The sequence below is a fragment of the Mesorhizobium sp. M0768 genome, assembly GCF_040320195.1.
Classification (GTDB): Bacteria; Pseudomonadota; Alphaproteobacteria; order Rhizobiales; family Rhizobiaceae; genus Mesorhizobium.
This window is the reverse complement of record NZ_JAMYPD010000030.1, coordinates 1-24,188: the sequence shown is the minus strand read 5'-3', so window position 1 is coordinate 24,188 and position 24,188 is coordinate 1. Positions and strand designations below refer to the sequence as shown.

The following is a 24,188-nucleotide window of genomic DNA, read 5'->3' as shown; positions in this document are numbered from 1 at the left end:
ATTCCTGAACAACTCTAAGGATTGGGGTCCAGTCACAATGCGGCACGATCTGCACACCACCGGACATTTGAGTAATTCGAGCGACAACGCCTCTAGCCTGAGATGTTGCAGCAGGACAAGGACGAACCTTCATTCCCGTCCCTACAATTAGCTGCCCCCCCCGGCCAATACATCGGCCACCGGCACCAGTTCAAGCTGTAGAACGATACAGATGCACCCAGATGTCCGCCAGTGCACACCAACGATTGCGCAGCACAGGTCTACGGCTCACATTACGCGCAGAGGCAACCACCTCCGCTACCCGTCCGCCTATTTGCTTACGCCGCTGTCCTCATCCTGCGTTGCAGCCAGAATGCCCGCGCCGCCCGCCAACCCCAGGAATATCCAGGCCGGCTTGTTGTTGGTGATGCCCCCTGAATTGCCGGTTTGGGCGGTCTTCTCAGAACCCAGCACATTGAGGCAAATCTTGTTGTCGACGCGTGAGATATCGAGCGTCGAATTCGCCGGGACGCTCAGATTGCAGCCCCCGACTTTAACCGAAGCCGACCCCTTAGCGCCAACCACGACGCGGCTGCCGAAATCAAGAGCGCCCCCCGCTTGTGCCGGGCCATAGCCAGCCACCTGCGAGATCATCACATCGCCATTGACGCTCCCGATTGAACCAATCGGATTTACGCCCGTATAGGCAGTTGCACAGGTGCACGATCCATCCTGCGCGAAAGACGATACCGGGGCGAAGCCGACCAACACAACAAATCCGGCCAACGCACTTTTCACAACTAGGTTCATCCGCATCAATCCATCTTTCCCACGTTACCTGAGGCCCACCCAACCACTAAAATACTAAAAAGCGCGTAACAGCTTTTTGCGACAATTCCAACCCATATCGCAGTTGCGAGATAATTTTTGGTTTCGGTGTGGTTGATTGAACACACCCATTAATGCCAAGCAATTGGAAACGCCAACCAATTGGAAACTATCATCTCTATGCCGAATGCCGGATGCCGGCCGCAATAGGGATTTCGAGAGCTGATGTGGACGATGCTTTGCGGCCCGACGTCGTCACAACTCTAACGCTACGCCCAAACTCTCCAGTCGGCTGTGCTTGTTATGCCCGCTGGCAACTACGAGCCTGGCGAGCACCCCTTGTAGGTCGAGCCTGCCTGTGTGGGCTGCCCACACAGGATGCCACTCTCTACAAGTTTTGAAGCCAGATCTGTGCCATCGGCAGTGAAGCACTGCACAACAATTGCATCATTAAATTTTGCTGCGACATTGCCGTCACATGGCGTTCCTGTGCCAACGGCCTTGCAAGTCAGCGAGAGCCGTTGATAATTCCGCCGCGCGGTCTCCGTTACCAGAGCGCGCATCGACCGGGGTTTCGTGAACGCTGCGCCGCATAGTACAATTTTTTGATCACCGACGCGGAGGTCGTCTATGGATGGAATAAAAAGTTTACCCTTGATAGGCTTCCAAGCTGCTATCGACTTAGGTTTTGGCGCATTGATTCTCGTCCCTGTCCTAACAATAATTGTCAGAAAGCTTGCGGCAAAGGCCAAAGCTATTATACTGAGAATGCCAATTTTTTTGATGGACAAACCAATCTCCCTGCGACGGTGTCACCGTTGTATGGCGATATCGCTTTTACGAACCCAGCGATGCATCGTGCCGGTTCTCGTGTTGTGTGTTTACCACTAAGGGCTTTAAATGCTGAAATCATCGTTCGTTACGTTGAGGGCAATGGCATCCGGTCTGCTCAACGCCTTTCAGTTCAAAACTATACCATGGACGGAGCGCGTCATTTTAGTAGGCCGTGGATCGATGTATGTATCCCCTCGAGACAACCGCGGGCGTCGTATCCTAGCTATGGCCGGGGTTACACAACGCAGTACTTCGCGTCTTTGGCGCTTATTGGCAACGGAAATGGCCCCCGATATAATATTAGATATCGGCGCAAACTATGGCGAGATTGCATTTTGCACCACCTATCGAAACGCCACCTCTGTCCACCTATTTGAAGCCAATCCGTACTTGGAACAGTACCTGCGACGGAGCATACAATCTAGGGCAGATCACCGGATCTTTCATCTGCATATGTGTGCGGCCTCTTCTTCGAGGGGAACTGTCAGTCTCACTATTGACAAGAAGTGGTCAGGAACATCTTCCCTGGTCGGAGAGATAGCTGACAGCGCCTTTAAGGGTGCTGGTGAAGGACAGTTCGAGCGTACAGAGGTTTCGTCTATTCCGGTCGACACTGTGGTTGACGGCGAGTCAAAGGCGGTCCTGTTTAAGATTGACGTCGAAGGGTGGGAAATCAACGTGCTTTCCGGAATGAGCAAGTTACTCAAGGAGAGCAAGTCATTTGCCGGCATCGTCGAGTTTGATGAGCGGCACTTGGGAAGAGCCGGAGGTAGCGCAGAGGAACTGAGACACTCGCTCTTGCGCTATGGCAAGGTATACCTCTGTAAAGACTTAATGCCAACCGACAACGAGAAGTTGCCGCCGCACGGCGACTTTTTAGTCCTGAAGAATTTTGAGATAGACCGGCTGCGCAGCTTTGTCTGATTTCGCGGAGCTTGACGGCTGGCCTAGTTTCCGTCCACAAACGTCAAACGGTTTGATTTTATTGCTTAAATCGTGACCTTGCGAAGGCAAGGTCCGGCAGCGGCGTGTGTCTTTATGCCAAGCGGCTGGATGGACGCGAAGTTCTGCTGGCCGCGGATCGGCCACCACCGGGTCCAGCTCAATCATGCTCAGCTCATGGCTCTGGTTGACGGAATGGACTGGAAACGGGTTCGGACGAAGACCGTGAGGCGACCGCAATCGGCTGGGTAGAATGCAGGAACTGCTACAGTGGTCAATTGAAAGTTTCGCCGCACCGGCGATCTGACGTGAGACCACTTCACTGGCCAGACCAGGACACATAGCTTCCGGCCAAGCGCAACTAGCAAACGAACTCCGCTCAGCGGCGGGGGAACAGCATATAGCAACGACTCCATGCAATCAGTCCGAATGCAAATATTACAATCCCGAATTGTCGGTAGCTGAAATCGCCAGCCACAATCACCGCTTCACCACACGCCACGCCTACTATTAAGATGAGACGCTCTGTCTTTCGTGCCAAGAACAGCAATGCCCATGATGACAAAATAAACACAACCGTGCCAAGAATCATAGGTATTGCAAAAGCCATCTCAAGCCAGATGTGCGTTACATGTGCAAATACCATTAGACCATACAGCGCGATCGCACCAAAGGGCGTAACAAGCAAGCTCGATGTGATGATACCAACCGGAGAGATCGAACTCGGATCTGAAAGCATCGAGTTGACAGATGTGGACGCATATACTCTGGTCAAGTTTAGTACGCGATGAACCAATAGTTGGTTGACCTGGCCACTTCCACCGAAGGGCATCCACAGAAACCCGGCCCACACTGCGGTCGACAGAACAGATTCCAAACCATACTGAACCGACTGCCGATTGGCTGTTACGAACGCACTGAGCGATCTCCGTGTCGCTAACCCCCTTAAGCCACGTTTGGATACCCAAATCCCTAAATACAATCCACACACGCCAATGCAAATTAGGAAATGATAAGGTCCTAGAAATACTGAGAAAACAGATGCAAGGGAAAAAACAACCGAGCTCACCGAGTCAATAAATGACCACCAGAGAACTCGTCCAGATTTTACGGCCGACAATTTTTCTGGTATGAGCGCACAAGTAAATACAGCAACTGTTGCCGCGAAGGATGCATACACTTGTCCTACAACTATGTCATAGGCAAACGACAATAATAATGCCAATCCTCCCACGTAAACTGCGTTTCGCACGACAGATTTGATACCCGATAGCGGAAACGTTGTTCGCATCGCTCCACGTGATATAGCGGCTCTGGATGAGCCGAAATCAATAATAGTCGTAAATATAAGCGACAGACTAAGAGCCTTGTAGAGTTCTAGAACATAATTCGGGTCAAAATACCGTATGTTCAATTGGAGAGTAACAACACCGATCCCAAGGAACGCAAACTTGTAGCCCGCAAACAAAATCTGTTTTTTCATTTACGAAGAACTGCACCTACTAAAATCGGATTTTTGTCCGCGGACCGGCGAAAGATTGCGCCGAGCACCCGGATCAACAAGGACGTGATCCTCGTGTAATTCATACCAGCTCCGCCCAAGCGTTGTATCATGAAATCCCCAGCATGGCCAATCGTGAACTGCTCGATTGTCGTAAAGCCCGCGCGCTCCGCAAGTTCCTTAATGCCGTATGGTGTGAAACGCAAATAGTCGGTGGGTGCCATATGAATAGGATTAAGCAAGCAGGTAGAGATAATTGCGACACCCTGCTTCTTTAGCAAACGAAACGCTTCAGAAAAAACAACATCAGGTTGCGTTCCTACGTGCTCCAAGACTTGATCGGAAAGGTATAGATCATACATCGAGTCGGGACGCGGTATACATCGACAGTCGTATTCAGGGTACGACAAGTCTTCTACTGATCCCTCAAATTTTAGCCCTCGTAATAGGTGGCTAGACCCGCTAATAGATAGCGCGGTTCCGGATAGCTCTGTGTGGGCAAGCATCTTAACCAGTTCGCAAGTTTGCAGCCGACGCAACTCATTGTCCGCGTTCGACTTCGGCGCCTTAAAGAATATCGCCTTCATCATTTCTCTGCATCCCAGGGTTCACTGTTGAACAATATTAAAACCGACGTTGTGTCAGCGCAATATGCCGTGCGATATGACTGTGCGTCTTTAGAAGCAGGGCCCTAATTCGCACCGCGGACGCCCCGACGCACACCGTCTGCCGTGCGCCATCACACTGGGAGCTCTCTTTGAAGGAGGCTAGCCCGCACGTAACCATACGACACCCATTCTTGCGTAGTATGACCTCATGCTCTCAGTCGACACGCCATGGATTCAGTAGAGGTTCTGCCGTTCGAAAAACTCGACGTTGGTGAATAGGTGCCTGTCTGCCCGACGACTTCTTCCAGATGGCAGACCAACCAAAAGACAAACGGCGCTCCTTCGCGATTATCCCCATCGCTACGATTAAAGCAAACATTGGCTGAGCTAGCGGGGTGGACTGCAGGAGAAGAAGAAACGCAACACTGAATGTGATAAAGCCGAGTTCCCGAATTTGCGCGAAAATGGCAACCAAAAAAAGCAATCCAATCAGTCCACATTCGAATAATACGGCGCCAATGCCTGAGTGTATACGGCCATGGAACCCACTAACATATGGGAAGGTTGAGTAATACCAGTCGCTCTGCTCAACATACCTACGCCAACTTACGAAGCCGTGTGGATAACCCGCGTCAAAAATCACGCTCGTCACGGAGAGGACAATGCTGCCCACTCTATCATTAACTGATTGGTCCTTAAGCAGGGACTGCATATCGGAACTAGCGACCAGCTCAGCAACGTGCTCGACGCGCCCTCCTCCCTTTAATGCGAGAGTTAGCGCACTAGCTAGAAGGCCAACTGCTATCACCGCGGATATTGCTAAAGCTACCCGACGGTGCCGTGCGCTAAAAAGGAGCGGCATCAAGGTAGCGGCGCCTGATGCACTTTTGGAGAGAAACACGACGGCCAGCATCTCCCCATATGTCTTCCGCCCATATTGATATCGTACCAACGATAGCAATATCAGGTGAAAGGCAAAAAAGGTCGGTTCAGGGGTAAGGGATTCCACTCCGCGCCCACCCAGCCCATATGCCGATCGGTCTATCGGCACAATTGCAACAAATAGATTAGGATCGACAATGATCTGTATGACGCCGCACAAAGCGTAAAGGATTCCACAGACAGACACAATGCCTACAAGGTTTCTTATGTAGCCAATTGCCACTTTACTGGCGATTACAACAATAGAAAAGCTTAGGTACGTGACAAAGCCCCGGACGGCGAGGGGGTCAGGAAGCTCCAACAGCATGAGAATAAAGGCAAAAAACGTGACAAGGATGAACAACCACTCGACCCAACTGAGCGAAAGGCCCTCTTGTGACATGTATGCTAGTACAACCAAGATAGCGCCAAATATCAGCGCCGTTGGCTGCAAATCCGTCCCGAAGTTATAGATCTCAACATATGGGAAAAGACAGCTGACAACGAACAGATACGCCCATGCCCTAACCATCTATATGCTTTCTGATTGTCACCCTCCAGGCCGCAATTTCCTCCCGAGGCATAGTGATATCAATGGCCGTCTCGATTGGAAGCCCGCTTGGCGGATTCCATATATCGATTAACGGCAATCCTGTATCATGAGCAATCTCTATTGCCCTATTGTCAATTCCTACCACAAACACCGGCACTGACCGATTCAATAAATGAATCGCGCCGTGCAGTCGCGTGCCGACGTAAATCGCGGACGAGTCAGCGACATCCTCGACACACGAAATCTTTTCTCCGAGAACCCGAATTGTGCTGTCGGCCCCGCAGAGTTCCTTTAAATACACGGTGTCTTGTGGCGATTGTGGCCAAAAGTAGATCTCCCTTCCAAGGGAACGAACATACGCAAGTAGCGCCGTATCTCGAGCTACATCCTTCCTGTAGTGCGTCAGCGTGACAATTATCCGGCCCACGGTACTTTCGGATTTGTAAGAATAGGAACCTGATAAGCCCCACATCGTCGGACAGCCGGTATTCCAGCTCCGGATCCCGTTCTCTGCCAGCTTGACTTTTGTGTAGCTGTCCCTAACGGAATGGACTCCACCTTTATCAAGTGCCGCACGCAACAGCAACGTATTTAATGGAAGATTTCTCTTCTCGTATGAGTGCCATCCACAGCCAATTAAATGCACTTTTTTTCTATGCGGAGCAAACACGCACATATTTGCCCATTGGCGAATGCGTGGATATCTTCCGCTTAATAGGTTGGAACCCCCTACCACCACGCCCCTTGCGTTAGACAGAAGTGAGTTTAGTCTCCTTGATACGGTCATTGTTTGCGTTGGAATGGACACAATATGGTCCTGGGGAAATAGCTTTTTTAACTCGACCTTCACGTAATGTGAAATGATTGCGTCCCCCGTATTGTCGCTACCGATTGACGGGTCTGCGTGCACAATCATATTCCAAACTCCTTTAGGCGGCTATAAAAGACGTCCAAGCTAAACAACGAAGAAAACTTCTCTCTGTTTGATACGCCAACTTCATCGCGTGTACGTTGGCAACGCAGCTTATTTATAAGCGCGGCGCATTCAGGTAACGTCTCAAAGGTCCACTTCTTGTCTACGACTTCGATGGCGCCGCCAGAATGCCTTGCCACGACAGGGAGCGAATAGGCCATCGCCTCCGTCAGCACACGCCCGAAAGGCTCGCCATAAGACAACATGAGCAATAAGTCTATCGACGAATATATGGTAGATGTATCACTTTCGTAGCCGCGCAAATCTACCCCACGGGCGCCGCGAAGAGTTGAGGAGAGCGGGCCAACACCGTAAACCGCAAAAGTGCACCCCGGAGAAAGCAGTTCAGACAGCTCTATCAAATCAGTAACGCCTTTTCGAGCAGTAAGCTCGCCAACAACTCCGATCACTAGTGGTCCATCTTCCCTTCTTTCCCCCCTCGGAGTACATGGCTTCACGTCCTCGCTAGCATTCCAAATCATTGTCGATCTTACCCCAATCGCTTCCAATTGTTCCTGTATGTAGGTCGAGATCGCAATAACCGACGTAGCGCGCCTTAGCAGGGCAGCGTAGAAAGCATTGGTAAGTTTTGCCCGCCATGTCCGTGAAACAATTTCTTGATGCACCGTGACAAGAACCGGAAGCCTACACACTATTGCAATCCAGAAGAACAGGATAACAGCGTTCTTAAGATGAATATGAACGTACTGTATGGCCCTTCTATTTTTAATAACATATCGAAGAATTCGGATTACGCCCAAATCCTCGACGTATATCATATTTTCATTTTTTGTTTTGGTCAGAGGATCGTGGAACCGGGATGCGGGTATAAAGGTGACTGTTTTTCGCCCTGTTTGTTCTATATAATTGTTCAATTGACGACAGTGTATCCTCGCTCCGCCACCTTGATTAAGGCCTACGATCCGAACGATGGTCTGTGGACGAGTCATTTTAGGCATGAAAGAGCACCCTCAATTCCTCAGATAAGAAGCAAGGACAGTTGCAAGAGACTCTTTGAACTTGTCTTCTGAGAATCTTACCGTCGCGAGGTCCCGATTTGCCGTGGCTACGTCGGAAAGATCGACGCTTAGATTGGCTAGCAGGACTTCAACCATGCCATCAGAGTCGCGAGGTGTGATTTTTAAGAAGGAGAACTCCGAAAACTGCTCCTGTATACCATTAACATCCGTGATCATCGGGATGGCCCCCGCGACAAGCGCCTCTATTACCACAAGGGGCTGACATTCGGACGGATAGCGAGAGGGGAAAATTAAGAAATTGCTGTCTTTCAGTTCGAGTTCTAGCTGGCTTCGCTGAGGACCTGCAATCAAACGGAGGTTACTCATTCCGGCTGCGCGTCTGCGTACTTCAGCTTCCAAGTCCGGCTCATTCAGAAACTTTCCCGCCAAGACAAATGAAATCTCGGTTGAAGAATTCTTTTCGTTAATCTTGCTGATAACGTCTAAGACGTCATCAACTCCCTTCTGTCGGATGAAATTTCCAATATAGGTGACCCGCCTACCGGGCCTCTTCCACTTCTTTTCCGGGGCTTGGGTCGGTGCTGTCTCTTTAAATCCCTGGTAGCAGTTATCAACTATCCAAATATTCTTCAAGCTAACAATTTCGGCCGGGATCGAACATCTATTTAGGAATATAATCGCATCCGCACGTCTATATATAAAAGATGCGATGCGACCGAATATCCTCTTGTTGAATAAATTATGGAGATCTCCTCCGTGGCAATGAAATACAATTCTCTTCGCAGCGGACCGAGCGGATAAATATACAATAAAATCCCTTATAAATCCAGATACTGAGCGCGAAACCGTCACATAAACAAGCTCAACCTCTTTTCGATACAGGTTTCTGAAGTACTTCCATAGGAACTCTGCCGCAAAGAGGCACCTAATTATCGCCCTTCGGTCTGTGCCTTTTATACGAACAACTCTGGCTCCTGGAAATACATCCACTGCCGCTTGAAACATTGCCGACTGCCCGGTCACCGGGCTGCAAGAGGGGCCAACAAGCAATAGACTTCCGACCGGCCAAACAAGGCTGTTACTTGGTTCTGTTTTCATACGGGCGATTTGTTGCGTGGTGTTAAAAGGAATTGCCTCAGCTTGCGCGCAGGTTTCGCAACAAGCGCGTAGTCGAAAGGACCTGATCCGAGCCAGCGGCGGCGGGAACGCAGCGCTTCCAAATTGTGGCCCAAGTGCGAGGCAAGGCTACGCGTGCTGGCCCCGCCGATCATCATGTCGACCAGCACGTGGTTAGTGGCAACGGATTCGAATCCATGGACCTCAACCGCCCTCAGCATCCAATCGTAATCCGATGCCACCTTGAGCCTGAGGTCGAACGCGCCGACCGCTTCCGCCACTTTCCGCCTGACGTAGAACGTCGGATGGGCCGGCATCCAACCAGTCCGAAAACCTTTTGCCGGCTTGGGAGCGGCACGCCAGCGTCGTATGACCCGCTTGCTCAGATGGTCTTCGACAAAGTCCAGGTCGCCATGCACGATATCTGCATGCTCAAGCCCCGCCGCAATCCGTCTCAGCACCATGTCGTCGTGGAAACAGTCATCGGAATTCAGGACGCCTACCCCGTCTCCAGTGTAGAGGTGCAGACCTTTGTTGAGGGCGTCATACATCCCACTGTCAGGCTCGCTGACCAACTGAATCCGGTCCTGGGGATATGACCGAACGATCGCCAGCGTTTCGTCCGACGATCCGCCGTCGATGATCACCAGTTCCTTGTCACCATGGTCTTGAACAAAGAAGCTGTCGAGCGTGTGCCTGATCGTTGCTGCTGAGTTCCAGCAAACGGTCAAAACCGAGATTTTCATGTCGACCCCGCCTCCGCCGCTCACTGTGCCGCAACGCGAATGCGATCCTCGTCCAGGCGCCGATGTTCGGATTCCCGCCTTACCGTTTCAAGGTCGGACTGGACCATTTCCTGGACCATCGTTGCGAGCGACGTCGTCGCCTTCCAACCGAGAACGCGCTCCGCCTTCGAGGCGTCGCCGATCAAAAGCTCCACTTCCGTGGGCCTGAAATAGCGCGGATCCACCTCGATCAGAACAGTGCCGGATTTTGCGTCGATGCCTTTTTCTTCGATGCCAGAACCAACCCATTGGATCTCGGTCCCGACTTCGTTGAACGCGAGTTCGACAAAGCGGCGGACCGAATTCTTTACCCCGGTTGCAAGAACGTAGTCGTCGGGCGTTTCATGCTGAAGAATTCTCCACATGCCTTCGACATAATCGCGGGCATGCCCCCAATCCCTTTCAGCCGACAGATTGCCGAGGTAGAGCTTGTCCTGAAGGCCTAGGCTTATCGCGGCAGCCGCGCGCGTGATCTTACGGGTGACGAACGTTTCGCCGCGCATCGGGCTCTCGTGATTGAACAGGATGCCATTGGAAGCATGGATATCATAGGCTTCGCGGTAATTCACTGTGATCCAATAGGCATAGATTTTTGCCGCCGCATAAGGCGACCGGGGATAGAAAGGCGTGGTCTCGCGTTGCGGGATCTCCTGCACGTTGCCGTAGAGCTCGGACGTCGATGCCTGATAGAAACGCGTTTTTTTTGTCAGGCCAAGCAGCCGGATCGCTTCGAGGAGACGCAAGGTCCCGATCGCGTCGGCATTCGCCGTATATTCTGCGGTCTCGAAGCTCACCTGGACATGCGATTGCGCCGCAAGATTGTAAATTTCGTCGGGCTGCACTTCCTGCACGATGCGGATGAGGTTGGTGGCATCGGTCATGTCACCATAGTGCAGCGAGAGCCTTACGTTCTTTTCATGCGGATCCTGGTAGAGATTATCGATACGGCCCGTATTGAAAGACGACGACCGCCGCTTGATGCCGTGGACATCATAGCCCTTTGCCAAAAGAAGTTCCGCCAGATAGGCGCCATCCTGGCCGGTGATGCCGGTAATGAGCGCGGTCTTCCTAGTCATTGTGCTTCTCCGGGGTCGATACGACGGTATTCAACGCTAATCGGCGTAACTTTTGACATTGCAAATACCTTTTTCACAAAGCTGGTGGTTGTCCCCACCCTGTGAGGCTCGTGAGTGGTGGCTTGGCTGCGTTGGCTATCGATCTTTGTCGCCGTGTCAACGCGCGCCAAATCCTGTCAGCATGGTTCGGATGGTACGGAACACAATCAGCACGTCGAGCCAAGGGGAGAAATTCTTGATGTAGTAGAAGTCGTAGTGAAGCTTTTCCAGAACATCGTCCACTGCCGCAACGTGGCCCTGGTTGACTTGCGCCCATCCGGTAATGCCAGGCCGCACGATGTGCCGGTAGCGATAGAATGGCAGTTCGGCCTCGTACCAGTTCGACAGTACGAGCGCTTCCGGCCGCGGACCGATCCAGCTCATCTCGCCGCGCAGGATGTTGAATGCCTGCGGCAACTCGTCGATCCTGGATTTTCTCAAGAACTGTCCCAAGCGAGTGATGCGTTCGTCGCCGGCCTTTGTGATGGCGGCTTCCTTTTCATCGTCAATGCTGGCGCTGAGATTCATAGTTCGAAACTTATAGACCTCGTAGGGATGTCCTCTGTAGCCCATTCGCTTCTGTCTAAACAGCGCTGGTCCAGGTGAATCGACCTTTACTGCAATCGCCACGAAGAACAGCAACGGTGAGAAAACAACAAGCACAAACAGCGCAGAGGCCCAGTCTATTGCTTGCTTTATTTTCAGGTAGGCGTGGTTTGGATTCAGGGAACCCAAGGTGTTTTCAGAAAGATGCTCTATCTCTACCCTGCCGGTGAGCGACTCGCTGATTTGCTTGACATGATAGACTGGTGTTCCCGAGAGAGCGCGGTCGGCGATATAGCGCTCCCACTCATCAGAAAGGTCGGCCCGAAGGTCGGCCACAACGCCGCTCGCGTACTCGACAACTGTGTCGGGCGAACGAATCCTGTGCCAACTCACACCCGGTATGTTCTCCAGCCTGCCGACGTCTCCGCCAGGAATTATCGCCAGACGGTATGCTCCCAGACGTCGCGTGATCAAGCTCAAACCAAAATACCACAACGTCGATTGGACGAAGCTCGCTCCGGCCTGGAACCGGCTGTAGTCGAACCTGAAGAAGAAGATGGTCGCGAACACGAGGCCGTAAGTCAGGGCGAATGTTGGCAAGATGTAGGCGGCCGCCGCAACGCCCGGGAAATTGCCGATGCGCTTGTAAAACAGATAGCCTGTCGTATGGGCGATGAATGCGGCGAATATTGTAACCTGCATGTTCGATTGCAAGATCACTTGTTGATCGAACGACAGACGTAACAACGCCGGCAGCAGTATGGCGAACATCAATCCGCCAAGCAGTTGAAAGCGCATCCGGAGCAGGAGGTGCCTTCGATTGGGTAGATGGATAGTGGTGGTGTTCAAATTGAATCCTGCGAACCGGGCCCCCTGGAAACCTGAACCTTCACTGGACAGGATGTCGCTCTCGGCCAACGCTGGAATAGGCTATGCCTTCCCTCACGACGTCCTCGCCGCGATAGACATTTCGCAGGTCGACCATCACCGGCGTCGCCATGAGTGCACGAAGCCGCGTCAGATCCAGTGACCGAAAGGCGTTCCACTCGGTGACGATGACGATCGCGTGCGCGCCGTCGGCCACCGCGTAGGCGCTTTCTCCGAATTCAATGCCCTCGATCATCTTGCGCGCCTGCTCCATGCCGACCGGATCATAGGCCTTGATCGAAGCGCCTGCGTCCTGGAGTGCCTGAATGATGGCCAATGAGGGGGCGTCGCGCATATCGTCGGTGTTCGGCTTGAACGTAAGGCCAAGGATACCGACAGTCTTGCCGCGCACAGAGCCGCCGCAGGCCTCGATCACCTTGCGCGCCATCGCCCGCTTGCGCTGGTCGTTTATCGAGACCGTCGTTTCAATCAGCCGCACCGGGCTTGCCGCGTCCTGCGCGGTCTTCACCAGTGCCAGCGTATCTTTCGGGAAACAGGAGCCACCATAGCCCGGTCCAGCATGAAGAAACTTTGCACCGATGCGGTTGTCCATGCCGATGCCGCGCGCGACGTCCTGCACATCGGCCCCCAACCGCTCGCAGAGATCGGCTATTTCGTTGATGAAGGTGATCTTCATGGCCAGAAATGCGTTGCCAGCATATTTGGTAAGCTCAGCCGTACGCCGGCCCGTATAGAAAATCGGCGCGACGTTCAGCGAGAGCGGTCGGTAGATCTCGCGCATCATCACTTTGGCCCTCTCGGCATCGGTCCCGACAATGATGCGATCGGGGCGCTTGAAGTCCTCTATCGCCGATCCTTCGCGCAGAAACTCCGGATTGGAAACCACCGCAAAATCGGCGTCGGGATTTTGCTCGCGGATGATTCGTTCCACCTCATCGCCGGTACCGACGGGGACGGTCGATTTCGTCACCACGACCGTAAATCCCTTGAGCGCGCGGCCAACCTCGGCGGCCGCATCGTAAACGAAGGACAGATCGGCATGCCCGTCGCCACGCCGCGACGGCGTGCCCACGGCAATGAAGACGACATCCGATTGAGAAACGGCATCGGCCAGGTTGTCGTCGAAACGCAAGCGGCCCTGCGCGGTGTTGGTGGTGACGAGGTCGTCGAGCCCTGGCTCATAGATCGGTATCTTGCCAAGTTTGAGCATGGCAAGCTTTTCCGCATCCCGGTCGACGCAGCAGACCTGATGGCCAAAGTCGGCGAAGCAGGCGCCCGAGACGAGCCCTACATAGCCGGCACCAATCATTGTTATTCGCATACCGCGTACTCTCAATCAGCGCCGACGAGACGATCCCGCCAGACAGCGCCTATTCCCCACCGAACGACGGCTACCGCACTCCCGGGTGAAACCCGAGAGCGCATCCTACAACAATTTACATCACGACGCCGCCTTGATGTTTGCGGCTACGCGATTGCTACGAGATCCCTGGCATCCAAGTCGACAGGGATTTCGCCATTCATGATGGCCACCAGAACCCGGGCTCGTCCAGCTGGATCGAGCCGGTCAAGGCGACCGATCGTTTCCGCGAGAGGGCCCGAAAGGATTCGGACCGAGGCACCGGCTGCGAGGCCTCCACTGAAATCAAGCAGCCCGTCCTCACCGGTCAATGCAATGAAACGCTCTACCAGACCCGAGGGGACCGGCAAAGGCCGGTCGCCTTGCGTGACGAGGGAACGCACACCGAATGTTCCATTGACCGAGCGCCAACGTTGCAGCGCAACGTCAAGGGCGATGAACATATAACCCGGGAAATACGCCGCAGACCGGGTTTCGAGCCGCCGGGCATGACGCACGGTTTTCTCGCAGCGAGGCACAAAGGGCTCGAATCCCTGGATCCGGAGATGCCGCTCTGCGACATGCTCCTTCCCGGGAAAGACGCTGGCCGCATACCAGCGCGTTGCCGGCGCGGCGGTCGGCTCCGACGACAGGGTGGTCGCCCTATTCGTTGTTTTTTCCGCGCTACTCACGTGTCTTCCTTCGGCGGTCGGCGGCATGATCTCAGGTCAACGGTTACGACAGTGTGTGGATACCAGCAAGCAACCAAGCCACTAGAGTCAAGGCGGTTGGGTTAAGAATTTCCTACACATTGCTCAGAAATTTAGCTCTGCCTAAATAATCACCGAGCCGCTTTCTTTTTCAGCTGGCTAAGATGCTATGTCGAGCAATTTATTTCCATACGTAGGTGCTTGGTTACGCTAGTCGCGACGAATCGCCCGTTGGTTCTGGTACTTAGTCCGTCGACTTGAAGCTAATGTGACGGATGGCGTCACGCTAGAAGCCTGCCGCCAGCGACAAAGATCCTGCACGGCCACACCAACTACGGCGAAAAATCACTGTCGCGCAGAACGGGTTATCACCGCTCGACCGGCTTCACGAACGCTTCAGCAGCGACCAGACAGCTGGCACCAGGCTCGCGGCCAGCGCAACCTTGATCAGATCGCCGACGATAAAGGGCACCACCCCGAACTGCCACGACTTTTCCGGGCCGATCAACAGCGCCAGCCAGGCAAAGCCCATTGCCATCATGACGATCTCGGCCACCAGCATCGCATTGAAGAGCTTGATAGGATGGCGATCCCAGCCACGGTCGGCAGCCCAGCCGACGATCGCCGCCATGACGACGAAGCCGGCTAGATAACCGCCGGTCGAACCGAGCATGTAAGCGATGCCGATGCCCTTTTCGGGCGTGCTCTGGAAAACCGGAAGGCCCAACGCACCCTCCGCCATGTAGAGAAGCAGCGTGGCGACGCCAAGGCGCATGCCGAAGGCGGCAGCGATCAGCAAGACGGCGAGCGTCTGCATCGAGATGTCTACCGGTCCGAGCATGATCTTGGTCTTGGCAGACAAGATCAGCAGCAACGTTCCGGCGATCGCCAGCAAAAGCTGTCCTGCCAGCCGGGCCGCGCCCTTTTCAGGCAGAGCGAGAGAAATAAGCGGACGCGTCGTCGTTGCAATTGCCATGGTCTTCCCCGTTGCGGATTGCCGCCGAACGCGGCCTTGCGTTTTCCTATATTGGCTTCCGTGCTATGCGGCAATCGGTTTTGCCCTCGCCCCAAAAAAGGTCGCGACGTTCGCATGGCGCTGAAATTCGACACACGCTTCGAACCGTCCTATGGCAAGGGCGTGATCGTTGCGCCTGGTATTCAACGCGTCACGGCCCCGAACCCAAGCCCGTTCACCTATCACGGAACCAACAGTTATATCGTCGGGCGCGAGACGGTGGCGGTGATCGATCCCGGACCGGATGACGAGGCACATCTTAGAACACTGCTCGAAGCGATCGGGACCAGGCCGGTCAGCCATATCTTCGTCAGCCACACGCATCGCGACCATTCGCCGCTGGCGGCTCGGTTAAAGCGACATACGGGTGCGGTGGTTCTGGCGGAGGGCAGGCATCGCCCGGCGCGGCCGTTGCGCACCGGCGAGGTCAATCCGCTCGATGCCAGCGCCGACATCGAGTTCGTTCCAGACGTCGCGCTGCCGGATGATATGGTGATCGACGGCGATGGCTGGGCGATCCGGACGGTGCTGACGCCCGGCCATACCGCCAATCACGCGGCCTTCGCGCTGGAGGGAACCGGCATCCTTTTGTCGGCCGATCACGTCATGGCGTGGGCAACCACGATCGTCGCACCGCCGGATGGCGCGATGGCCCAGTACATGACATCGCTCGATCGGCTGATCGAACGTGACGACCGGCTGCTGCTGCCCGGTCATGGTGGGCCGGTGACCGAGCCGCGCAGCTTCATGCGCGGATTGAAAGCCCATCGCAAAATGCGCGAACGCGCAATTCTGGAGCGGATCAACAGCGGCGACCGGACAATCAAGGACATGGTCGACGCGATCTATCGAGACACCGACCCGCGCCTGCATGGCGCGGCCGGCCTGTCGGTGCTTGCCCATCTGGAAGACCTGGTGGCGCGCGGCCTGGTCCACACCGATGGCGCGCCGGCTATCGACGGTATCTATTCGCCGGCAACCTAGCACACTTCGGATATCATTCCGCCGGCGCCACACCCACCTGGCCGGCGACTTCCTGGTCGAGTTCGGAAAGGAAATCGGTGATGCGCGCTGCATTGTCGCCAAGGTCGTAGCGGCCGTAACGCGAGGCCGAGCGCATGTCGACGATGACCGCATCGCCGTCGTCGGTCACGCGGATGGCGACATCGGCAGGAAGACCAAGCAGCACGCTCTTGGCCAGTGCATCGACCGTCACGTCGCTTTGCCCTGCTGCGTCTGGAAACGGCGCCGTGAGCTGCCAGCCGCGCCGATCGAGCACCGTTTTGACCGCCTCCAGAACGCGATCGAAAGGCAAGGTGTAGCTGCGTCCGGTAACAAGCGGATAAGCTTCGATTTGCAGGCGCTGCTCGCCGGGTGTCGGCGGCAAAAGCTCGTTCATATCCTTTGTCCGGGTGGAAATATCGAGCACCGGTGGGTCGTCCAGATCCGTCGAGATGTCGCGTAGCGGCGGATAGGTGGCCACCCAATAGGCCGCGACGCCGTAAGGGATGAGCACCAGAACCGCCAGCAAGGCGCCAGCGGTCAAGTCATGGCCGCCGCGATCACCGAAATTCCACAATCGCGCAAAGGCAAACCCGGCGAACAGAAGCGCAAACGCGGCCAGCAGGGCGACAATGCCAAGCACCCATAGGAAAGCTTGGGTCTCGACGAGGTCATAGCGATGGCCGATGAGAGCGGTCAGCAGCAGGACTGCCGAAAACGCGCCGGCGCGCCGCGACCAACCGGCAGCCCTCGACGTTTGTCGCTCGGGAATTCCCGTCATTGTTTTCCGCGCTGCCCCAACCCGAACACAGGCATAGTGCCTTTCAGCGGCGGCTTGAAGGCGGAAAGACGCCCCATCTCCGGTCAATCCGTCGGCAGGTGATAATCCCGGAACTGCTGGCGCAAGGTAATCTTCTGGATCTTGCCGGCAGCGGTGTGTGGGATTTCGCCGACAAAGGCGACGTCCTCCGGCATCCACCACTTCGCCACCTTGCCGTCCATGAAAGCGAGGATGTCCGTCTTGGACGGATCCCTGCCCGGCTTGCGCACGACCACGAGCAAAGGCCGCTCGCCCCATTTCGAATGCGGAATGCCGATGGCGGCGGCCTCCGCCACGTCCGGATGGCCGACAGCGAGGTTCTCGAGCTCAATCGTCGAGATCCATTCGCCGCCCGACTTGATCACGTCCTTGGCGCGATCGGTGATCTGCATGTAGCCGCCGGGGTCGATATGCGCGATATCACCGGTATCGAACCAGCCGTCTTCATCGAACTGTTCGGATCCGATGCCGCCATAATAGGCGCGCGCGACGGCCGGCCCGCGGACTTTGAGTCGGCCGAAGGTCTTGCCGTCCCATGGCAGCTCGTTATCGTCCTCATCCGTTATCTTCATTTCGATGCCGAACGGCGTAAAGCCCTGCTTCTGCTGGACGGCGAGGCGAGCCTCACCCTTCAGCCCGGCATAGTCCGGCTTCAGGGTACACAGCGTGCCGAGCGGCGACATCTCGGTCATGCCCCAGGCGTGGACGACCTGGACATCGTAATTGTCCTGGAACTTCGTCGTGATCGCGCGTGGACAGGACGCGCCTCCGATGACGACTTTCTGCAGATAGGGCAGTTTCTTGCCGGTTTCTTCCAGATGCTGGAGGAGCATCATCCACACCGTCGGCACGGCGGCGCTGAAGGTCACCTTCTCGGTGTCGAGCAGCTCGTAGATCGAAGCGCCATCCATCTTGCAGCCGGGCATGACCAGCTTGGCGCCAATCATCGGCGCGCTCTGGGCAAGGCCCCAGGCGTTGGCGTGAAACATCGGCACGACCGGCAATACGGTATCCCGCGACGACAGGCCCATGGCGTCGGGCATCGCTTCGATCATGGCGTGCAGCACGTTCGAACGATGGCTGTAGAGGACGCCTTTCGGATCGCCCGTGGTGCCCGAGGTGTAGCACATACCGGCGGCGGTGTTTTCGTCGAAAGTCTTCCAGGCGAAGTTGCCGTCGGCTTCAGCAAGCCATTCTTCGTACGCAACCACATTGGGCAGCGCAGTCTCCGGCATATGCGCGTTGTCGGTCAGCACGATAACCTGCTTCAGCGACTTGACCGCGCCGGCGATCTTTTCGAGCAGAGGCAGGAAGGTCAGGTCGACGAAGATCGCCTTGTCCCCGGCATTGTTCATGATCCAGGTGATCTGCTCGGGAAAGAGACGCGGGTTGAGCGTGTGATAGATGGCGCCGACACCCATGATGCCGTACCAGGCCTCGAGATGGCGCGCGGTGTTCCAGGCCAGGGTCGCGATGCGGTCGCCAAGCCCGAAACCGTCACGCTCGAGCCGCTCGGCGACCTTCAGGGCACGATCATGGATTTCGGCATATGTGCTGCGCACGATCGGCCCCTCAATCGAACGCGACACGATTTCGCGGCTGCCGTGCTGCCTCTCGGCATTGTCGATCAGCTTATGGCAAAGCAGCGGCCATTCCTGCATCAGCCCGAGCATCTTGTTCCTCCCGTTATTTTTTCGCCATTGTGGGACGAACCGGCGGATTGTCCAGCCAGGATCGGGCTGGAGCGGGGCATGGAGCCAATTGAGGCCGAATTCGCCACAATCCGGCCATGCTCGGCGTTAACGTTGATTAACGGCGGGGCGCGATTGGCGAATGAAAGAGGTTCGCATGGACGCGCAGCTCGACGACAAAGCCCTCGAAAATACGCTTGCCGAAAGTCTGGCCGATCTGGTGGCGGCCGATGTGGCGCAGGCCGATCTGGTGCCTGACGCCAAAACCGTTTCCGAAGATGAATTCGTCGAGGTCGTCGGCGGCGCCCTCGAAGCTGTCGGCGGCACGCTCTTGTTCAAGATGTGCGTCGAGAACGAGGGCGAAGCCCAGCACGTCGCCGCCGCATCGGTCGGCGATGGCGGCAATCGCCAGTTCCTGCTGCTCACCTTGCCGACCAACGGTGGTGCTTTGAAGGTCGAGACCACCTCGAAAAGCACCAATCCGGTGGCCGGGATTGCCGCCGCCTATGCCGGGCTGATGGACGCTTTCCAGGCCGCCGCCTGATTTTAGGCGCGATACCGGAGGAAAGCGCAAGACTGCCACCCGCGGGCGATGCCCGCCGGTGGCTGGCAGGTCTTGCGCAACGCGCTTGCCAGACACATCTTGGGGTAGAGGCAAGGAGATCCGATATGGACCAGATCGCAAACCCGGCACCCGGCTTTCAACGCAATCCGGACAAGGTCATCACCGTCGAGCCTTACAAGGGCACCGTGACGGTGCGCGTCGGCGATGTCGTTATCGCCTCGTCCGGCAAGGTCAAGGTGCTGACCGAACCTCCCTATCCGCCTGTTTTCTACATTCCGTTCGGCGACATCGACTTCAAACAGCTTGGCAAGACCGAACACTCGACCCATTGCCCCTATAAGGGCGATGCCAGCTATTGGAGCGTGCTGCCCGCCGGCGATGCAGGCAAGGATGCGATGTGGGCCTATGAGCGGCCGTTCGACGAGATGGCCGATATCCGCGGCCACGGCGCGTTCTATCCGAACAAGGTGACCATCGAGGCCACGCCCGACTGATCAGTCGGTGGTGCCTTCATCGCCGATGCCGTCGGCATCGTCGAGCCGCACGAAGGTGACACCCTTGCTCTTCAGCGCCAGGAGGCCCTGCACCACGCCTTCGCCGGCCGCATGGGTCGGCTGGTTGATGTGAGCGATGATGACGTCGCCATCCTTCGCCGCGGCAATGCGCCGGGCGGTCTCTTTTGCACCGAGCAATGAGCCGCCATCGCCGTTGATTGAGAATCCGGCGATCTTGAAACCAAGCTTGCGTATCATCGCGATCGCCGACGGGCTGTATTCGGCGGTTGCGCCGCGAAACCATTTCGGCGCCGGTTCGCCGGTCACGGCAAGAGCGGCAGCACCCGATTCGACCTCGGCCAGCACGGCCTGCGGGCTGCCGGCACTGCGAATGCCGTAGATCTTTTGCGGCGTGTCGACAGCCGGGACATGGCGGCCGCCATGGTTTTCCAATTCAAACAGTTCGGGATGCGCCCGCATGATCTCGATGGCGGCGGCGTTGTGCTTCAGCCAGATGCCGGTGACGAAAATGGTGGCAGGAATCTTGTTTTCCACCAGCGCCGAGAGAATCCGTGTGTCGGTCCTTCCGCCGCACGCATCGAGCGTCAGCGCGACGCGGCCGCCGCCCGCCTCGCCCTTGATGTGCAGCGTAGGTGCGACGAGCAACTGGGCGTTGCCAGGAGAAACAGCCCACAGCGATATCGCAACGGCGCAAAAATAGTTTTGGAACAGGCGCATCGATTATTTCCAGGTCGGCCGGATCAAAGTTGAAGCGGCGACCTCAAGACCGCCATCAAGGCGGAAATCGGGACGATGCCCCTGCAAAAGGGTCGGCAGCGGCAATTTGACCGCCGGCCTGACCTTTGGCAAGCGCGAGGTCACCATGCGTGCTCCACGTCCTTAACCGTATGTGAAAGGATCGCGCGGTTCCTACCCGCGCCCTTCCTTCGCGGCCTGCATCGCCGCTTGCGCGGCGGCCAGCCTGGCGATCGGCACCCGGTAGGGCGAGCACGAGACGTAGTCGAGGCCGACCTTCTCGCAGAAATGGATCGAGGCCGGGTCGCCCCCATGTTCGCCGCAAATGCCGAGCTTTATGTCGGGCCGCGTCGCCCTGCCCTTCTCGGCCGCCATCCGCACCAGCTCGCCGACGCCCTCTATGTCGAGTGACACAAACGGATCCTGCTCGATGATGCCTTTTTGCCGGTAGGTCTCGAGGAACGAGGCCGCGTCGTCGCGCGAGATACCGAACGTGGTCTGGGTCAAATCGTTGGTGCCGAAGGAGAAGAATTCGGCCGCCTCGGCGATGATTTGGGCGCGGATCGCGGCACGCGGCAGTTCGATCATCGTGCCGGTCAGATAGTCGATCCTGACACCGGTCTCCTCCATCACGCTTTTGGCGACCGCATCGATACGTGCCTTGACGAAGTCGAGCTCCTTCGCTAGCCCGACCAGCGGCACCATGATTTCGGGGACCACCAGCGCGCCGGCCTTCCTGCTGGCCTCCACGGCCGCCTCGAAAATGGCTCGTGCCTGCATCTCGGCGATTTCGGGATATGAGACGGCAAGCCGGCAGCCGCGATGGCCGAGCATCGGATTGAACTCGTGCAGCGCTTCGGTGCGCCGCCTGAGCTTGTCCGGCGATACGTTCATGGCCGCGGCGACCTCGGCCACCTCCTCCTCGGTCTTGGGCAGGAATTCGTGCAGCGGCGGATCGAGCAGACGGATCGTCACCGGCAGCCCGGCCATGATCTCGAACAGTTCGAGGAAATCCGAGCGCTGTATCGGCAACAGCTTGGCTAGCGCCGTTCGCCGATCCTTTTCCGTATCGGCCAGGATCATCTCGCGCATGGCAACGATGCGGTCGCCGTCGAAGAACATGTGCTCGGTGCGACAAAGCCCGATGCCTTCGGCGCCGAAGGACCGCGCCATGCGAGCATCGAGCGGCGTCTCGGCATTGGTGCGCACCTTCATGCGGCGCGCGCCGTCGGCCCACTCCATGATAGCGGCGAAATCGCCGGAGAGTTCCGGCTGCAGCATCGGTACGGCACCCTTCAGCACCTGGCCGTTGCCGCCGTCGATGGTAATGATGTCGCCCTTGCGGAAGGTCGCGCCCATCGCCATCAGCGTGCCGGCCTTGTAGTCAACTCGCAGCGAGCCGGCTCCCGAAACGCAAGGCTTACCCATGCCGCGCGCCACAACAGCTGCGTGGCTGGTCATGCCGCCGCGCGTCGTCAGGATGCCTTCGGCCGCATGCATGCCATGGATGTCTTCGGGGCTAGTCTCGATGCGGACCAGGATCGCCTTTCGGCCTTGTGACTTGGCCTCCTCGGCGTCGTTCGAGGAAAACACGACTTCGCCGGTGGCGGCACCCGGCGAGGCCGGCAGGCCGACGCCGATAATGTCGCGCGCCGCTTTTGGATCGATTGTCGGATGCAGCAATTGGTCGAGCGAGGCCGGATCGATGCGGGCGACGGCCTCCTCCTTCGAAATCAGTCCATCCATGGCCATGTCGACCGCAATCTTCAGCGCCGCCTTGGCGGTGCGCTTGCCGGACCTGGTCTGCAGCATCCACAATTTGCCGCGCTCGATGGTGAATTCGAGATCCTGCATGTCGCGGTAATGTTTTTCCAGGCGGTTGGAGATGCTGACGAAAGCCTGGAAGGCGTCCGGCATCAGCTTCTGCAGCGACGGCTTGTCGGAACCGGCGGCAATGCGCGCCGCCTCGGTGATGTTCTGCGGCGTACGGATGCCGGCAACGACATCCTCGCCCTGGGCGTTGACCAGGAACTCGCCATAAAGCTGCTTTTCGCCGGTCGACGGATTGCGGGTGAAGGCGACGCCGGTGGCCGAGGTGTCGCCCATATTGCCGAAGACCATGGCCTGGACATTGACCGCCGTGCCCCAGCTTTCGGGAATGTCGTGCAGGCGCCGATAGGTGATGGCGCGGTTGTTCATCCAGCTGGAAAACACCGCGCCGATGGCGCCCCAGAGCTGCTCATGCGGGGCCTGCGGAAACGGCTTGCCAAGCTCCTCCTCGACCTTGGCCTTATAGAGCGCGATCACGCCTTGCCATTCGATGTCTGTCAGCTCGGTGTCGAGCTCACGGCCGAGGCCGCCCTTCTGGTCCTCGAGGATTTCCTCGAACACCTCATGGTCGAGGCCCATGACGACATCGGAATACATCTGGATGAAACGGCGGTAACTGTCATAGGCGAATCGCGCATCGCCTGAATCGGCGGCCAGTGCTTCCACGGTCTCATCGTTGAGGCCGAGGTTGAGCACGGTGTCCATCATGCCGGGCATGGAAGCACGGGCACCGGAGCGCACCGACACCAAAAGCAGTTTCGACGGATCGCCGAAACGGCGCCCGGTCAGCCGGCCGATATGGTCGAGGGCGACCGCAACATCCGCTTCCAGCGAGGCCGGGTATGCGTGGCCGTTGGCGTAGTAGGCGTTGCAGACCTCGGTGGTGATAGTGAACCCAGGCGGCACCGGCAGGCCCAGGCTGCACATTTCGGCGAGATTGGCGCCCTTGCCACCAAGCAGATTGCGGTCGCCGGCACGGCCTTCCGCTGCTCCATCGCCAAAGGTGTAGACCCATTTGGTCATGCTAGCTCTCCGGTTCCAAGAGTTTGGAACGTTGGGAATCGAACCGATATTGTGCTGCAGTGCGAAAGGCAAGCTTTCGGCAAAGCCGGCGTCCTCTACAATCGATTAAGCGAGGCGGGCCGACGGAACTCGCCGGCTCGATGCTCTCGAAGGAACCATCCCTGCGGTCGGATGTGGCGCTGCCCGCGGTTCGTCTGCTTCCGACAGATAGTGTTGAAAGAGTCCGGGTTGCAGCAGTCCTGAAGCACTTCTCTATTCGGCATGTTGAGGTCAAGCGCTTTCGAGCTTGCGGCTTCTCCGGCGTTTGACGTCTTTCGCGGGGCCTCGCTTCTCTACGGGATCGGCTTTAGCCCTCCCAGCATGGGATCAGGAGA

Annotated in this window: 21 protein-coding genes and 1 pseudogene; 4 read left to right on the top strand and 18 right to left on the bottom strand. The window is 56.7% G+C overall.

Annotated features, from left to right (window positions below):
• Positions 1-309 precede the first annotated feature (309 nt).
• The gene (locus NKI08_RS27470) at positions 310-795 is read right to left on the bottom strand and encodes a hypothetical protein (protein WP_352774072.1); all 486 of its coding nucleotides are present in this window, start codon (positions 793-795) and stop codon (positions 310-312) included.
• Positions 796-1,124: 329 nt separating this feature from the next.
• A complete protein-coding gene (locus NKI08_RS27465; protein WP_352774010.1) occupies positions 1,125-1,598 on the bottom strand; it encodes a hypothetical protein in 474 nt (157 codons plus the stop codon).
• A gap of 109 nt (positions 1,599-1,707) precedes the next feature.
• On the opposite strand from NKI08_RS27465, the gene NKI08_RS27460 reads away from it, so the two are divergent.
• Positions 1,708-2,565: an FkbM family methyltransferase gene (locus NKI08_RS27460; RefSeq protein ID WP_352774008.1), complete on the top strand. Its 858-nt coding sequence runs from the start codon at positions 1,708-1,710 to the stop codon at positions 2,563-2,565.
• A gap of 397 nt (positions 2,566-2,962) precedes the next feature.
• On the opposite strand, the gene NKI08_RS27455 is transcribed toward NKI08_RS27460, so the two are convergent.
• The 12 genes and pseudogenes from NKI08_RS27455 to NKI08_RS27400 all read right to left on the bottom strand — a co-directional run bounded on the left by NKI08_RS27455 (position 2,963) and on the right by NKI08_RS27400 (position 15,594).
• Entirely contained in the window at positions 2,963-4,066 is a 1,104-nt protein-coding gene (locus NKI08_RS27455) for a hypothetical protein (protein WP_352774006.1), read from the bottom strand.
• Positions 4,063-4,674 (bottom strand): class I SAM-dependent methyltransferase, encoded by a 612-nt coding sequence (locus tag NKI08_RS27450; protein ID WP_352774004.1) that lies wholly within the window; start codon positions 4,672-4,674, stop codon positions 4,063-4,065. Before NKI08_RS27450 ends, NKI08_RS27455 begins: the two co-directional genes overlap by 4 nt.
• A gap of 232 nt (positions 4,675-4,906) precedes the next feature.
• A complete protein-coding gene (locus tag NKI08_RS27445; protein WP_352774002.1) occupies positions 4,907-6,145 on the bottom strand; it encodes a hypothetical protein in 1,239 nt (412 codons plus the stop codon).
• On the bottom strand, positions 6,138-7,082 hold the full coding sequence (locus NKI08_RS27440; protein WP_352774000.1) for a polysaccharide pyruvyl transferase family protein: 945 nt from the start codon (positions 7,080-7,082) through the stop codon (positions 6,138-6,140). The genes NKI08_RS27445 and NKI08_RS27440 overlap by 8 nt, the downstream gene beginning before the upstream one ends.
• Positions 7,079-8,014: a glycosyltransferase family 4 protein gene (locus tag NKI08_RS27435; RefSeq protein ID WP_502899675.1), complete on the bottom strand. Its 936-nt coding sequence runs from the start codon at positions 8,012-8,014 to the stop codon at positions 7,079-7,081. The genes NKI08_RS27440 and NKI08_RS27435 overlap by 4 nt, the downstream gene beginning before the upstream one ends.
• A 96-nt stretch (positions 8,015-8,110) precedes the next feature.
• Entirely contained in the window at positions 8,111-9,169 is a 1,059-nt protein-coding gene (locus NKI08_RS27430; RefSeq protein ID WP_352773998.1) for a glycosyltransferase family 4 protein, read from the bottom strand.
• A 44-nt stretch (positions 9,170-9,213) separates the two neighbouring features.
• Positions 9,214-9,981 carry a glycosyltransferase family 2 protein gene (locus NKI08_RS27425; RefSeq protein WP_352773996.1) on the bottom strand — a complete coding sequence of 256 codons (768 nt, stop codon included), beginning with the start codon at positions 9,979-9,981 and terminating at the stop codon, positions 9,214-9,216.
• Between the two features lie 34 nt (positions 9,982-10,015).
• A pseudogene (gene gmd / locus NKI08_RS27420) lies at positions 10,016-11,096 on the bottom strand (GDP-mannose 4,6-dehydratase); the annotation flags it as partial.
• A gap of 156 nt (positions 11,097-11,252) precedes the next feature.
• Positions 11,253-12,530, bottom strand: a complete 1,278-nt coding sequence (locus NKI08_RS27415; RefSeq protein ID WP_352773994.1) for a sugar transferase — start codon at positions 12,528-12,530, stop codon at positions 11,253-11,255.
• Positions 12,531-12,570: 40 nt separating this feature from the next.
• The gene (locus NKI08_RS27410) at positions 12,571-13,890 is read right to left on the bottom strand and encodes a UDP-glucose dehydrogenase family protein (protein ID WP_352773992.1); all 1,320 of its coding nucleotides are present in this window, start codon (positions 13,888-13,890) and stop codon (positions 12,571-12,573) included.
• Positions 13,891-14,036: 146 nt separating this feature from the next.
• Entirely contained in the window at positions 14,037-14,600 is a 564-nt protein-coding gene (gene nusG, locus NKI08_RS27405; RefSeq protein WP_352773990.1) for a transcription termination/antitermination protein NusG, read from the bottom strand.
• A 403-nt stretch (positions 14,601-15,003) separates the two neighbouring features.
• Complete coding sequence (locus tag NKI08_RS27400) at positions 15,004-15,594, bottom strand: biotin transporter BioY (protein ID WP_352773988.1); 591 nt, start codon at positions 15,592-15,594, stop codon at positions 15,004-15,006.
• A gap of 114 nt (positions 15,595-15,708) precedes the next feature.
• Between NKI08_RS27400 and NKI08_RS27395 the strand changes: the two genes are divergently transcribed.
• The gene (locus NKI08_RS27395) at positions 15,709-16,617 is read left to right on the top strand and encodes an MBL fold metallo-hydrolase (protein WP_352773986.1); all 909 of its coding nucleotides are present in this window, start codon (positions 15,709-15,711) and stop codon (positions 16,615-16,617) included.
• 13 nt (positions 16,618-16,630) lie between these two features.
• Here the strand turns inward: NKI08_RS27395 and NKI08_RS27390 are convergent, their stop codons facing one another.
• Both NKI08_RS27390 and NKI08_RS27385 read right to left on the bottom strand, forming a co-directional pair.
• On the bottom strand, positions 16,631-17,416 hold the full coding sequence (locus tag NKI08_RS27390; RefSeq protein ID WP_352773984.1) for a DUF1499 domain-containing protein: 786 nt from the start codon (positions 17,414-17,416) through the stop codon (positions 16,631-16,633).
• 83 nt (positions 17,417-17,499) lie between these two features.
• Positions 17,500-19,128 (bottom strand): fatty-acid--CoA ligase, encoded by a 1,629-nt coding sequence (locus NKI08_RS27385; RefSeq protein ID WP_352773982.1) that lies wholly within the window; start codon positions 19,126-19,128, stop codon positions 17,500-17,502.
• 175 nt (positions 19,129-19,303) lie between these two features.
• Here NKI08_RS27385 and NKI08_RS27380 point away from each other — a divergent pair, with 175 nt between their 5' ends.
• Both NKI08_RS27380 and NKI08_RS27375 read left to right on the top strand, forming a co-directional pair.
• Positions 19,304-19,690 (top strand): hypothetical protein, encoded by a 387-nt coding sequence (locus NKI08_RS27380; protein ID WP_352503741.1) that lies wholly within the window; start codon positions 19,304-19,306, stop codon positions 19,688-19,690.
• A 125-nt stretch (positions 19,691-19,815) separates the two neighbouring features.
• Positions 19,816-20,205 carry a DUF427 domain-containing protein gene (locus NKI08_RS27375; RefSeq protein ID WP_352773980.1) on the top strand — a complete coding sequence of 130 codons (390 nt, stop codon included), beginning with the start codon at positions 19,816-19,818 and terminating at the stop codon, positions 20,203-20,205.
• Here NKI08_RS27375 and NKI08_RS27370 read toward each other — a convergent pair whose 3' ends face one another.
• Both NKI08_RS27370 and ppdK read right to left on the bottom strand, forming a co-directional pair.
• Positions 20,206-20,943: a polysaccharide deacetylase family protein gene (locus NKI08_RS27370; RefSeq protein WP_352773978.1), complete on the bottom strand. Its 738-nt coding sequence runs from the start codon at positions 20,941-20,943 to the stop codon at positions 20,206-20,208.
• Positions 20,944-21,135: 192 nt separating this feature from the next.
• Positions 21,136-23,814, bottom strand: a complete 2,679-nt coding sequence (gene ppdK / locus NKI08_RS27365) for a pyruvate, phosphate dikinase (RefSeq protein WP_352773976.1) — start codon at positions 23,812-23,814, stop codon at positions 21,136-21,138.
• Positions 23,815-24,188 lie beyond the last annotated feature (374 nt).

Coding starts and splice junctions, on each gene's coding strand:
- NKI08_RS27460 (WP_352774008.1), top strand. CDS start 1,708: ATGCTGAAATCATCGTTCGTTACGTTGAGGGCAATGGCATCCGGTCTG.
- NKI08_RS27445 (WP_352774002.1), bottom strand. CDS start 6,145: ATGGTTAGGGCATGGGCGTATCTGTTCGTTGTCAGCTGTCTTTTCCCA.
- NKI08_RS27390 (WP_352773984.1), bottom strand. CDS start 17,416: ATGACGGGAATTCCCGAGCGACAAACGTCGAGGGCTGCCGGTTGGTCG.
- NKI08_RS27470 (WP_352774072.1), bottom strand. CDS start 795: ATGCGGATGAACCTAGTTGTGAAAAGTGCGTTGGCCGGATTTGTTGTG.
- NKI08_RS27395 (WP_352773986.1), top strand. CDS start 15,709: ATGGCGCTGAAATTCGACACACGCTTCGAACCGTCCTATGGCAAGGGC.
- NKI08_RS27450 (WP_352774004.1), bottom strand. CDS start 4,674: ATGATGAAGGCGATATTCTTTAAGGCGCCGAAGTCGAACGCGGACAAT.
- NKI08_RS27410 (WP_352773992.1), bottom strand. CDS start 13,890: ATGCGAATAACAATGATTGGTGCCGGCTATGTAGGGCTCGTCTCGGGC.
- NKI08_RS27370 (WP_352773978.1), bottom strand. CDS start 20,943: ATGCGCCTGTTCCAAAACTATTTTTGCGCCGTTGCGATATCGCTGTGG.
- ppdK (WP_352773976.1), bottom strand. CDS start 23,814: ATGACCAAATGGGTCTACACCTTTGGCGATGGAGCAGCGGAAGGCCGT.
- NKI08_RS27380 (WP_352503741.1), top strand. CDS start 19,304: ATGGACGCGCAGCTCGACGACAAAGCCCTCGAAAATACGCTTGCCGAA.
- NKI08_RS27385 (WP_352773982.1), bottom strand. CDS start 19,128: ATGCTCGGGCTGATGCAGGAATGGCCGCTGCTTTGCCATAAGCTGATC.
- NKI08_RS27440 (WP_352774000.1), bottom strand. CDS start 7,082: ATGATTGTGCACGCAGACCCGTCAATCGGTAGCGACAATACGGGGGAC.
- NKI08_RS27375 (WP_352773980.1), top strand. CDS start 19,816: ATGGACCAGATCGCAAACCCGGCACCCGGCTTTCAACGCAATCCGGAC.
- NKI08_RS27425 (WP_352773996.1), bottom strand. CDS start 9,981: ATGAAAATCTCGGTTTTGACCGTTTGCTGGAACTCAGCAGCAACGATC.
- NKI08_RS27455 (WP_352774006.1), bottom strand. CDS start 4,066: ATGAAAAAACAGATTTTGTTTGCGGGCTACAAGTTTGCGTTCCTTGGG.
- NKI08_RS27400 (WP_352773988.1), bottom strand. CDS start 15,594: ATGGCAATTGCAACGACGACGCGTCCGCTTATTTCTCTCGCTCTGCCT.